This window comes from Plesiocystis pacifica SIR-1, assembly GCF_000170895.1.
Classification (GTDB): Bacteria; Myxococcota_A; Polyangia; order Nannocystales; family Nannocystaceae; genus Plesiocystis; species Plesiocystis pacifica.
On record NZ_ABCS01000173.1, the window covers coordinates 1 to 11,567 of the forward strand.

The window sequence follows — 11,567 nt, forward strand, 5'->3', positions numbered from 1 at the left end:
CCGAGGGTCCCGGCGTCGAAGGGGCGGACGCCGTGGACGGCCTCGTAGAGCGCGACGCAGAAGCTGAACTGATCGCTCGCGGGCCCCACCGGGTCGCCGCGCAGCTGCTCTGGGGACATGTAGGCGGGGGTGCCCAGGAGCGCCCCGGTGCGCGTGAGCCCGGCGAAGCCCGCCAAGGTGGCGTCGCGCTCGGGGCTGGGCGTGGGCGCGGCCGCGGCCTCGACCTCGGTGAAGCTGACCTGGGTGCGCTCGGGGCCGTCCATGGGCCCGCTGCCCGCGGGGGAGACGAAAGAAGTGGCGAGGGAGGTGGCCACGCCCTCGCGCGGGGAGGCGTCGGATTCGTCCGGCCCGTCTGTCCCGTCTGTCTCGCCGGTGACGCTGAGCGCCGTCGGGGGCTCGCGCTCGTCCTCGCCGGTCCGGGCCAGGCCAAAGTCCATGACCCGGACCCGCCCGTCCTCGCCGAGCATGATGTTGTCGGGCTTGAAGTCCCGGTGGACCAGACCCTTGGCGTGGGCCGCGACCAGGCCCGCGCCCGCGGCCGCGAACACCTCGAGCACCGCGTCGAGGCTGCGCGGCTGGGTCATCCAGGCCTTGAGGGTCTGGCCCTCGACGTACTCCATCACGATGTAGGCCGAGCCCTCGTGCTCGCCGATCTCGTGGATCGGCACGACGTTGGGGTGGGACAGCTTGGCCATGGCCATGGCCTCCCGGACGAAGCGCTCTTGCAGGCGCGGGTGGCCCTGGATGAGGAGCTGCTTGATCGCGACCTTGCGCCCGAGCTTGGTGTCGCGGGCGGCGTAGACCACCCCCATGCCGCCGCGGCCGAGCTCGCCGATGAGCTCGTAGTGGTCGAGGCGATCACCGGGGCGCAGGCGAGAGGCCTCGGCGCTGGCGTCGGGGGCCAAGGTCGCGGCGAGGGGCGAGACCTCCGGGTCGTCGCTCGGCGGCCCGCCAAACAGGTCGTCGAGGGGGAAGTCGCTCGTGCTGTCTTCGAGGTTCAGAGCGCGGTCTGCCCTCGCCTGGGGCGCCGCGTTGTCCTCGTCGTCGCGGACCACGGGCAGATGATGGCACGGATCTGCGGCGATCGGACCCGGGGCAAATGGCCGGGAATGAATCCGAAGCCCCGAACTTTCCCTGCCGTCTCGGGGTCATACGAGCGCACGGGCGCGCTCGAGCGCGCGGACGGCTCACAGGGTCGGCCAAAACGAGTTTGGCCAACCCTCTGTCTTCTTTAGCCGTCGTGGACGACGCCACGCCCTCCCTGCCCCACGTCCACGACTCAGGGCTCCCGTGGCCCAGCCGCGGGTCAATCGGGCTCGACCCGGACGATCTCGTTGGCACCGGGATCCGCGTACCACAGCTTCCCCTCGGGCCCCACGGTGATGCCCATGATGCGCACGGCGTCCGTGCCCATGCGGTCGAGCTCGTCGCCGTCGAGGTCGAGGGCGACGATGTCGCCGCTGCCGTGCTCGGTCACGAACAGCCGACCCTCGTGGAGCGCGAGGCCCGAGGGCTCGTCGAAGCCCTCGGCGAGGACCTCGTAGTCGCCGCCCGCCCACCCGGTGTACTCCGTGGCCCCGTCCCAGTTGTTGGGCAGGGTGCCGGTCATGGTCGCGCCGCTCGGGTCGAAGCGCATGATCCGGCCGGTGCCCGTGTCGGCGAGGTAGAGCAGGCCGGTGTCGTGATCGAACGCGAGGTGGCTGACCACGTTGGACACCCGGGTCACGCTCGCGTCGGTGAACCGGCGGATCGTCGCGTCGGTGTGGTCGCTGCCGCCGGGGCCGTGGTCGGTCAGGAAGTCGTAGCGGACCAGGTTGCCGTTGAAGCCGTCGTAGGCCCAGTAGGCGTTGGCGGCCTCGTGGGCGATGCCCATGCACAGCGGGCTCTGGTGGAGCATGTCGAGGTGGCTGCCCTCCTGGGCCCCGGGCGGGTAGTCCTGGCCGACCATGGCGTAGATGCTCAGGTCCGCGGGCCACAGCGTCGGGCCCATGAAGTCGTCGGGCTCCTGGGGGCCGACGTTCCACTCGTCGCGGGACTCGTGGCAGGTCGCAAAATTGCCGTTGTCTCCGAACGCCCCCGAGCTGACGAAGGCCATGAAGTGGGCGCCGTAGGTGTCGATGCGGACCTCGGCGTGTTGGGCGTCCGTGCCCGGCTCGAAGTAGATCACCGTGCCGTGGCTGAGCATGTTGAAGGTCCACAGCTCGCCGGCGTTGGCCGGGTTGAACTCGAGGTCGCGGGGCGCGTTGAGGCCGTCGGCCTCCGTGCCGATGATCGTCAGCTCCGAGCCGAACTCGGGGATCGAAAAGCCCTCGCCGCCGGTGTCCTCACCGTCGCCGCCACCGTCGCTCTCGCCCACGTCGTCGTCGCCCGCCTCGTCGCCGCCGTCGTCGATGCACGCGAGGGCGAGGCACGCTGGGAGCAAGACCAGGCCCAGATGAAAACTACGGTGGAACACGCGGAAGATATACCCCAACTCGGGACTCCCGTGTGTGTCGCGTCTTTGGGCCGCTGAGCGGCTCTTGCCTACTTTTTGTTGCGGAAGGCCTTGGCGTCATCGAGGGGCGCGCTGACCACGGTGAAGCGCTCCTCGAGCTCTTTGCGCAGGGCCTCGCGCCCCATTTGCAGCTTCTGCCCCTCGACCTGGCGGACCAAGTCGGCGCGCACGGCCTCGAAGGGCAGGTCGCCGGCCTCGTAGCGGCCGAACACCTTGATGACGTAGTAGCCCTTGTCGGACTCGACGGGCTCGCTGAGCACCCCGATCTCCAGGCTGAAGGCGACGTCGGCGTAGGCCTTGATCATCTGGGTCTGGGGGAACAGGCCCATGTCGCCGCCGCGGTAGGCCCCGGGGCCCTCGGAGTACTCGCGGCAAAACTCGTTGAAGTCCACGCCGGGCTGTTGGGCGAGCTCGCGGAGGGCCTCGGCGCGGGCCTTGGCCTTGGCCTTCCACTCGTCCTTGACGGCCTGATCCGTCTCCTCGCGCTGCTTGAAGGGCACGGGCTGGATCTTCTCGTCGCCCTCGCGGGGGCCGTAGGTGATCAGGAAGTGGGAGGCGCGGGCCATGGGCTGGGGGGCGGTCAGGCGCCCGGCCTTGATCGACTCGTCGTAGGCGGCGCGCAGCTCCTCCTCGGTCGCCTCGATGGGCCCCTTGCGCGCCTCGATCAGCGCCCGCTCGCGCAGGTAGTCGCGGGTCATGGCCTGGCGGATCTCCGGGGTCTGGCCGATGCGCTCGAGCCAGGCGTTCCAGTCGGCGACGTGGGCCTTTTGCTTGCCCTCCTCTTCGGCGAGCTTCTCCGGGCTCACGTCCACGCCGGAGCGCTCGGCCTCGAGGGCCATGAGCTCCGACCAGATCAGCGCGTCGATGATCTTCTCGCGCTGCATGGCCTGGTAGGCGTCGGGGACCTTGCCGTCGTCGCGGCGCTCGAGCAGCTTGGTGGCCTCGGGCTCGTAGCGCGCGAGGAAGTCCGCCTTGGGGATGCTCCGGTCGCCGACGGTCGCGAGCACCTCGGGCAGGGGAGGGAGGGCCGAGCCCCGATTGGGGTTGGGCTCAGCCTCGGGCTCCTTGGCCTCCTCTTTTTTGGCCTCCCCCTGCTGCTTGGACTGCTCGTCCGCGGCCGCGCCAGCGTCTCCAGACTCGGCTTTGGGCTGGCAGGCGCCGCTCAGACCCACGATCAGCGCGAGGGGGACAAAGGGAGCACGAAGGGCGTAGCGAAGGCGCACCTCGATAGCCTCGCGCGTTCCCAGGTATTGGTCGAGCCCCCCCTTCCTGGCTGACGCGAACGTCAGCCACATCGCTGCTCTCGGGGCTCGTGATGGGAAACGTGAGCAAAGTCGTCGGGCGAATTGCGCGCTCAAACTGGGTGAAGTGCGCGCATTGAGGGCCGTGCGCGAGCAAACCGGGGCACCAAGTGTCTGGCCAATTTGATTTTACTGTAAAAAATGGGCAAGGATTGCGGCCATTCGCGGCGATCCTTCCATTACTTTCGTGGATCCGATACGTTCGCGACGGAGAGTCGATGCCAGCACGCAACTTCCCCCCAGCGCGCCGCAGCGCCCCTCCCGCTCGTGGGTGGGCTGCCGGCCCCGTCGCCACGGCCATCCTGATCGCCTCGACGGCCTGTATCCCCTCGTTCCCGCCCTGTGATTGCGGGAAAGCGGACGAGGGCGGCTTCGACCTCGAAGATTTCCCCGACTTCGAGGTCCTCGACCGCTCCGAGCCCTGCGACGAGGCCAGCGAGGTCTGCCCGGACGGGGACGACAGCATGTGCGGCTACCCGGCCGGCCCCTACGGGTTCATGGAGGGCGACACCTTCGAGAACCTGGTGCTCTTCGACTGCGAGGGCAACCAGGTCCAGATGGCCCAGTACATCCCCCAGCCGTGCACCGAGAACGAGGCCTTCGGCGTGGTGTTCGCCGTCGGCGCGGGCTGGTGCGCGCCGTGCCAGGAGGAGGCCATCGAGTGGGCCGCCGACGTCGTCGACGAGTACCCCGAGATCCAGTTCCTCCAGGCCCTCGACGAGGACGCCAGCAACGGCCCGATGAACCCGGGCTTTTGCGCGGGCTGGAGCGAGGCCAACGCCTCGGACAAGTTCCCCATCCTCTACACCGAAGAGCCGACCTCGCTGCAGATCGGCATCGGCGGTCAGCCCCTGCAACCGATCCCGTACACGTTGATCTTCAACGCCAACGGCGAGATCGTCCAGCGCAAGACCGGCGGCAAGCTCGAGCTCAGCGTGCTCGAAGAGCAGCTCGACACCCTCCTGAGTGACCCCTATGGCAACTAAGACCATCCTGTCCTCCCTCGCCGCCCTCGCCCTGCTCGCGGCTCCCCTGACCCTCACGGGGTGCGACAAGCCGACCGGGACCAAGTCCCCCGCCGGCTACGCCGACCTCAACATCAGCCTCCCGGACCTCAACGACGACGACTACGACATCGTCAGCAACGCCAGCCACGAGGTCCACATCCTCGCCTTTTGGGCGATCTGGTGCGTCCCCTGCACGGCCGAGCTCGCCAAGATGAAGGGCATGTACGAGCGCCTGCACGACAAGGGCGTGAACCTCTACGCCGTGTCCATCGACGGCCCGGACACCATCTCGCGCGTGCCCGGCTTCGCCTCCCAGGAAGCCTGGGAGTTCCCGGTGCTCTACGACTCCGACACCGCGGTCATGGGCCAGTACAACCCCAAGGGGGACATCCCCTTTTACGTGGTGCTGGACGCCGACGGGAACATCCTCAAGACCCACCAGGGCTACGTGAAGGGCGACGTCGTCAAGCTCGAGCAGTTCCTGACCGAGTACCTCGCCAGCAAGACCGGCGGTGACGCGGCGGCGGCTCCGGCCGAGGACGCGCCGGCCGAAGACGCCGCGCCTGCCGAAGAGGCCGCGCCCGCCGAAGAGGCCGCGCCCGCCGAGGACGCCGCAGAGTAGGTCGAGCCCCATGCGTCGCCTGACCCGAGGGTGGTGGAGCCACCCAGGGGCGCTCTTCGTGGGCGCCTGCCTGTCGATCGTACCTGCGTTTCGTCCGGCCCAAGCGGCAGCCCCGCCGGTTGAGACCGAAGACGCCGAGCTCGGCCCGAGCGCCGAGGCTGGGCCGGCCCCCGAGGCGGTCGACGCGAGCGCGAGCGACGAGGGAGCTGCGGGCGAGACCAGCGACGCGCCCGAGACGAGCGACGCCGCCGGCACGAGCGACGCGCCCGAGACGAGCGACGCGCCCGAGACGAGCGACGCGCCCGAGACGAGCGACGCGCCCGAGACGAGCGACGCGCCCGAGACGAGCGAAGTCGACGTGCCCGGCCCGGTGCCAGAGCCGAGCGCCGTCGCCCCGCCGCGCGCGGGGGACATGGCCGCGAACCCGGACCCCAAGGGCGTGCACGGTGCGGGCCCGCACCAGGCGAACCCGAAGATCCCCCCGACCGGCAAGGCCCAGATGTGGTTCCGGTCGACGACCTTCTTCGACTACTTCTCCGACAACTACAACCAGGTGTCCAACGACGACCGCTTCTTCGCGCTCGTCAACTACGTCAACTTCGGCGTCGACGCCCGCCTGAACAAGAAGTGGAAGCTCTCGGCCTCGGCCCGCGCCGACACCCACAACGTGTTCAACGCGAAGTCCCAGAACTTCTGCGATCCGAACAACGACGGGACGATCAGCGACAGCGAGGCGAGCCAGTGCAACTTCGGGAGCGACTACCGCCTCGAGCGGATCAACCTCACCGTCAAGCACAAGAAATTCGAGCTCGTCGCCGGTGACTTCAACGTCAACCTCGGCCGCGGCATGGCGCTGTCCGTGCGCAAGATCGCCGACATCGGCATCGACGCGACGGTCAAGGGCGGCAAGGTCGGGATCAAGACCAAGGCCATCGAGCTCACCGGCATCGGCGGCATCTTCAACCGCCAGCAGAGCGACTTCGCGACCCGGACCCTGTTCCCCGACCCGGGCTACCCCCACCTGCTGTGCGAGAACACGCCCTTTTTGACGGGCAACCGCTACGGCAACCGGGCGATGACGATGTGCTCGGACATCGTCTCCGCCGGCCGCTTCGACACCAAGCTCCCCGGCAAGGTCCGCCTGGGCGGGCACTACGTGTGGATGTGGTTCGGCCAGCCCGTGCTCGGCGAGCAGCACGAGGGCCTGCAGCTGTTCGGCGGCGACATCAGCCGCAAGCGCATCGCCAAGCACTGGGACTTCTTCCTGGGCGTCACCGGCTTGCTGCGCAACTTCCACCACCGGGACAACTACCCGGGCCTGGTCGAGGACGGCATCGCCGCCTACACCTCCAACGCCCTGGTGTTCGGCGACACCGAGGTGCTCGTCGAGGGCAAGTACTACAACAACTACATCATCGCCAAGGACGCGTCGGCGACCACGGTGCAGTACGCCGAGGCCCCGACCCTCGAGCGCCAGGACCAGATCATCCCAGCGGCGGGCAACACCGCCGGCGGCCGGATCCGGATCTCGCACACGCTCAAAAAGTCGCGCGTCACCGTCTACGGCAACTTCCTCAGCTACGCCTTCGCGATCGACAACGCCACCCCGCTCGTGGGCGCGGCCAACAGCGAGATGCTCTACCACGGCTTCGCGGGCATGCGCTGGCGCGACCCGGACAAGGGCTCCGAGGTCCAGGCCAGCGCGGGCTACCGCTGGGAGGGCTTCCAGGACGTCAACCCGAGCGCCGACCCGGGCTCCGACGTCATGTACAACCGCCGGATGCCCCACGCCGAGCTCTACATCAACCAGGTCGTGGGCAAGACCAAGGGCATGGACCACTCGCTGAGCCTGCGCGTGGATTGGCGCTGGGAAGAGGTCTACAAGACCGTCAACGGCGACAAGAGCTTCCACCGCGGCAACGCCATCCTCGGCTACGGCCTCTCGCCCTTCTTCACCTTCGCGTTCATCGGCGGCTTCTCGACGGAGTTCGAGCAGGTCCCGGACTTTTGGCCCGGCGCCGAGGCGCGCATCAACTTCCTCGAGTCCTCCTTTCTGCGCATCTTCGCCGGTCGCCAGGTCGGCGGCCTGCTGTGCGTCAACGGCTCGTGCCGCGTGCTGCCCGACTTCGAGGGCGTGCGCATGGACCTGATCCTCAGCTTCTAGCTGCTGGGCTCCAGGGCCGCTCCAGGGCCGCTCCAGGGCCGCCAGGGCCGAATGGCGAGGGACATCTAGCCGACCTCGTTTGGCCCGGATATGCTCCCTCCCCGAGGAGCCCGTGACCGACCCCGAAGTCATCGTCGTTGGAGCTGGCGTCGCCGGGCTCAGCTGCGCCACCGAGCTGGCGCTGGTCGGGCGCAAGGTCCAGGTGTGGACGGACGCGCTGCCCGAGCACACCACCTCACGGGCGGCGGCGGCGTTTTGGTATCCCTACCGTGTCGATCCCGTCGATCGCGTGATCCCCTGGTCGCAGGTCAGCTACGAGCGCTTCGGGGCCCTCGCCGCCGACGCCGTGCTCAGCCGGGCGAGCGGGGTGATCATGCGCGAGGCCTGGGAGCTGTTCCCCGAGCCCGTGCCCGCGCCGCCGTGGTCTCGCTTCGTCGACCTGTTCCGCGAGCTGTGGCCCGAGGAGCTGCCCGAGGGCTACGGCCACGGCGTGGTGTTCGAGGCCCCGGTGATCGAGATGCCGCGCTACCTGCCGTGGATGGTCGCGGAGCTCGGGCGCATGTCCGTCGAGCTCGTGCGGCGGCGCCTCGACAGCCTCGACGAGGCCCTCGCGGCGGCGCCGGTGGTGGTCAACACGACCGGCCTCGGCGCCCGCGAGCTCGTCGGCGACGCCCGGCTGTTCGGCGTGCGCGGGCAGGTCCTGCGTCGGGCCCGGGGCGAGCTCGACCGCGTGTACATCGACGAGCACGGGCCCCACGGGATCACCTACATCGTGCCGCGCTCCGAAGACGTGATCCTCGGCGGCGTCGCCGACGACGACGTCGAGCACACCCGGGTCGACGAGGGGCAGAGCGAGGCGATCCTCGACCGCTGCGCCCGCATCGAGCCGACCCTGCGCGAGACCCAGGCCCTCGGGGTCAACGTCGGCGTGCGACCGTGCCGGGACGCCGTGCGCCTCGACCAGGAGGAAATCGGCGAGGGCGAGCAGGCGCGCCTGGTGGTCCACGACTACGGCCACGGCGGCGCCGGGGTGACGCTCTCGTGGGGGTGCGCCGCCGAGGTCCGCGACCGCGTCGAGGCCTGGCTCGAGGCGCGCTGAGCTCCCCATCGAGACTGGGATTGGGGCTAGGGCGCGTGCCGCAAGTCCGAGAAGGTCCAGGTGTTCTGGCCGTGGTTGTGGAGGTGGAAGCTCAGCTCCGCCCCCGCTTGCGCGCCGACGGGCGCGTCGAACTCGAGGGTCAGGAAGTCCGCGGCCGCGAACGCGCCGCTGCCGTCTTCGTCCATGGGGATGTCGATGGTCTGCTCCCACAGGATCTGCCCGCCGAGCAGGACCGCGATGTGGGCCGAGGCGGGCTCGGGGGCGACGAGGTCGAAGTAGAAGAACTCGAGCACCAGCGGATCCCCCGGCGCGACGTCGGCGAGCAAGGGCTGGCGCAGGGCCAGGTAGTTGCAAAAGTTGGTGTCGATCTCGGTGCGCCCGTTCTCGACGTACCAGCCGGCCACGGTGCACTCGACGGTCTCGGGCTGGTGCGTGGGCAGGGGGTCCTCGGCGAGGGGCAGGTCCTCCCAGGCCTCGTGATCGAGGAGCGGGCCGCTGGGGCTCGGGCCCTCGTCGGTGTCGGCGTCTTCGCTGACCTCGTCCGAGCCGGCGCCGCTCGAGCCGTCCTCCCCGGCCTCGGGGCGCGGGCACGCGCACAGAGCCACGAGCAGCCCCGGCGCGAGGCCGTGAATTCCCAGGCGCTCGAGGACCCGCACGGCTCAACGATAGCAAGCTGTCAGCGCGTGAACACCAGCATGTAGTTCTCGCTCAGGGGCACGGAGGTGATCTCCTCGACGAGGCTGAAGCCCTCGGCGCCGACCTCGGCCAAGAGCGTGGCCTTGTCCTGGCGCACGTGCTTCATCATGCGCTTGGAGGTCTTCCCGGGGACCTTGTCGAACTCGACGATCACCAGGCGCCCGCCTGGGCGGAGGGTCTCGTGCAGGCTGCGCAGGTAGGCGCTCGGGTATTCGATGTGGTGGTAGACGTCGCACACGAACAGCACGTCGACGGAGCCCGGGGGCAGCCCAGTCTCGGTGGTCGTGCCCTCGACGACCTCGACGTTGCTCAGGCCCTCGTCCGCGACGCGGCCGCGCAGGTGCTCGAGGAAAGGCGGCGCGATGTCGACGGCGTAGAGCTTGCCCTCGGGGCCGAGGGGGGCGCTGAGGGTGGTGAGGAAGGCGCCCGTGCCCGCGCCGATGTCGGCGACGGTCATGCCCGGCTCGAGCGCCATGGCCGCGACGATCGCCTCGCGGTGCTCGAACACGTCGCGGCCGTCGTGCTCGAGGAGCTCGGACCACTCCTCGGCCGCGCCGGCCTCGAAGTACTTGTCGTTGACGCCAGGGCGGACGCTGACCAGCTCGGTCTCGGTCTCGCCGCCGTTGAGCGCTCCGTCGGCTTCGCCCGGGCCGGGGCTCGTGTCCTCCGTGCCCGGCAAGCTCCCGCTGACCTCTGGCGGCGTCATCCGCTGGCGGACCTCTCGATCCCCGGCGCAGCCGACGATCAGCGCGAGGGCTGGGAGGAGCGAGCGGGCGCGGACGCGAGCGAGGGGAGCCACGCGCCGATGGTAGTACGGCCAATTGCTCGGAGCCCGCGCGCGCCTTTGGCTACCATGAGCGGGGCAAGGAACCTTCCGCGCGCCTGGGGCGTCGTGGGTAGAGGTCGCCCCAGCCGAGCCTGCCGTGCAACGCGTCGAAGTCCGCTCCATCACCCACTCCTACGACGGCGTCCGCAAGGCCGTCAGCTCCCTGAGCTTCACCATCGCCGCGGGGGAGGTGCTCGCGCTCATCGGCCCCAACGGGGCGGGCAAGAGCACCTCGCTGCGGGTGTTGGCGACGCTCCAGCGCCCCGACGAGGGCTGCGTGCTGTGGGACAACCGCGACGCCTGGCACGAGCGCCAGGACATCCGCCAGCGCATCGGCTTTTTGGGCGACGGCACCGCGCTCTACCCGGCCATGACCGCCGCGGGCTACCTGCGCTTTTTCGCCGAGTGCTACGGCATGGACGACGCCAAGGCCGACGGCCGCGTCGACGAGCTGCTGGCGATCTTCCGGCTGTCGAGCAAGGCCGACGCGCGCATCTCCGACCTGTCCAAGGGCATGCGTCAGCGCTTGGCCATCGCCCGCACCCTGGTCCACGAGCCCGAGCTGCTGCTCCTCGACGAGCCCGCCGACGGCCTCGACCCCCTCGGGCGCCGGGAGCTGCGCGAGATCCTCCGCGAGGTTGCGACCAAGGGCGTCGGGATCGTCGTCAGCAGCCACATCCTCCGGGAGCTCGACGGCTTTTGCGACACCGTCGCGCTGATCCAAAAGGGCGAGCTGCAGGTCTTTGGCACCGTCGACGAGGTCATCGAGAAGTACGAGGTCGCGCGCCGGGTGCACGAGGTCTCGGTCACCAAGGGCCTGCAAAAGGCGGTCGAGATCCTGCGCGCCCACGAGGGCTTGATCGAGGCGATCGAGCCGCTCAACCGCGAGGAGACCATCGACGATCCCAAGACCGCCGACCGCGGCAAGATCCGCGTGCGCGTCCACGGCAGCGAGAACCGGGCGGCCACGCTGTTGCGCGAGCTCGTCCTCGCCGACGTCGAGGTCATCGGCCTGACCCGGCTGCGCAGCGACCTCGAGGACGTCTATCAGAGCATCGGCCGCGACGAGGTCGCGTGACCGAAGCCGAGGTGGAAGACGAACTCGAGCCCGAAGACGAGGTCGAAGCGAACTGGTGGCTCTACCTGCTGCGCTCGGCCAGCGGGCGCAGCTACGTCGGCATCACCGTCGACCTCGAGCGCCGCCTGGCCCAGCACAACGGCGAGCTCCCCGGCGGCGCCAAGTCGACCCGCGGCGGACGACCCTGGGCCTTCGCCCGCACCTGGGGTCCTTTCGAGCACGGACAGGGCCGCGCGCTACGAGTACGCCCTCAAGCGCCGGCGCGGCGCAGCTCGAACCC

At 69.7% G+C, this 11,567-nt stretch carries 11 protein-coding genes; 6 read left to right on the forward strand and 5 right to left on the reverse strand.

All coding sequences use genetic code 11. The features are described from left to right. The 3 genes from PPSIR1_RS39925 to PPSIR1_RS39935 all read right to left on the reverse strand — a co-directional run. A partial coding sequence (locus tag PPSIR1_RS39925) for a serine/threonine-protein kinase (RefSeq protein WP_006977022.1) occupies positions 1-1,055 on the reverse strand: 1,055 nt, incomplete at its 3' end. Between the two features lie 251 nt (positions 1,056-1,306). Then, on the reverse strand, positions 1,307-2,455 hold the full coding sequence (locus PPSIR1_RS39930) for an NHL repeat-containing protein (protein WP_157596487.1): 1,149 nt from the start codon (positions 2,453-2,455) through the stop codon (positions 1,307-1,309). Positions 2,456-2,523: 68 nt separating this feature from the next. Next, on the reverse strand, positions 2,524-3,717 hold the full coding sequence (locus PPSIR1_RS39935) for a peptidylprolyl isomerase (protein ID WP_006977024.1): 1,194 nt from the start codon (positions 3,715-3,717) through the stop codon (positions 2,524-2,526). Between the two features lie 296 nt (positions 3,718-4,013). On the opposite strand from PPSIR1_RS39935, the gene PPSIR1_RS39940 reads away from it, so the two are divergent. From PPSIR1_RS39940 to PPSIR1_RS39955, 4 genes are all read left to right on the forward strand, one after another. After that, positions 4,014-4,781, forward strand: coding sequence for a TlpA family protein disulfide reductase (locus PPSIR1_RS39940; RefSeq protein WP_006977025.1), 768 nt, complete (start codon positions 4,014-4,016; stop codon positions 4,779-4,781). Next, complete coding sequence (locus PPSIR1_RS45300; protein WP_006977026.1) at positions 4,771-5,424, forward strand: peroxiredoxin family protein; 654 nt, start codon at positions 4,771-4,773, stop codon at positions 5,422-5,424. The genes PPSIR1_RS39940 and PPSIR1_RS45300 overlap by 11 nt, the downstream gene beginning before the upstream one ends. Positions 5,425-5,434: 10 nt before the next feature. Further along, entirely contained in the window at positions 5,435-7,588 is a 2,154-nt protein-coding gene (locus tag PPSIR1_RS39950; protein WP_006977027.1) for an ICP22 family protein, read from the forward strand. 112 nt (positions 7,589-7,700) lie between these two features. Then, complete coding sequence (locus tag PPSIR1_RS39955; protein WP_006977028.1) at positions 7,701-8,687, forward strand: FAD-dependent oxidoreductase; 987 nt, start codon at positions 7,701-7,703, stop codon at positions 8,685-8,687. 26 nt (positions 8,688-8,713) lie between these two features. On the opposite strand, the gene PPSIR1_RS39960 is transcribed toward PPSIR1_RS39955, so the two are convergent. Continuing rightward, positions 8,714-9,343, reverse strand: a complete 630-nt coding sequence (locus PPSIR1_RS39960; protein WP_006977029.1) for a hypothetical protein — start codon at positions 9,341-9,343, stop codon at positions 8,714-8,716. A 20-nt stretch (positions 9,344-9,363) separates the two neighbouring features. Beyond that, positions 9,364-10,182: a class I SAM-dependent methyltransferase gene (locus tag PPSIR1_RS39965; RefSeq protein WP_006977030.1), complete on the reverse strand. Its 819-nt coding sequence runs from the start codon at positions 10,180-10,182 to the stop codon at positions 9,364-9,366. Between the two features lie 124 nt (positions 10,183-10,306). Between PPSIR1_RS39965 and PPSIR1_RS39970 the strand changes: the two genes are divergently transcribed. Next, the gene (locus tag PPSIR1_RS39970; RefSeq protein ID WP_006977031.1) at positions 10,307-11,287 is read left to right on the forward strand and encodes an ABC transporter ATP-binding protein; all 981 of its coding nucleotides are present in this window, start codon (positions 10,307-10,309) and stop codon (positions 11,285-11,287) included. Continuing rightward, on the forward strand, positions 11,284-11,567 hold a 284-nt coding region (locus tag PPSIR1_RS39975; RefSeq protein ID WP_006977032.1), incomplete at its 3' end, for a GIY-YIG nuclease family protein. The genes PPSIR1_RS39970 and PPSIR1_RS39975, both read left to right, overlap by 4 nt.

Bases quoted from the DNA above. Each gene is read 5' to 3' on its own strand.
- PPSIR1_RS45300 (WP_006977026.1), top strand. From the start codon at position 4,771: ATGGCAACTAAGACCATCCTGTCCTCCCTCGCCGCCCTCGCCCTGCTC.
- PPSIR1_RS39940 (WP_006977025.1), top strand. From the start codon at position 4,014: ATGCCAGCACGCAACTTCCCCCCAGCGCGCCGCAGCGCCCCTCCCGCT.
- PPSIR1_RS39950 (WP_006977027.1), top strand. From the start codon at position 5,435: ATGCGTCGCCTGACCCGAGGGTGGTGGAGCCACCCAGGGGCGCTCTTC.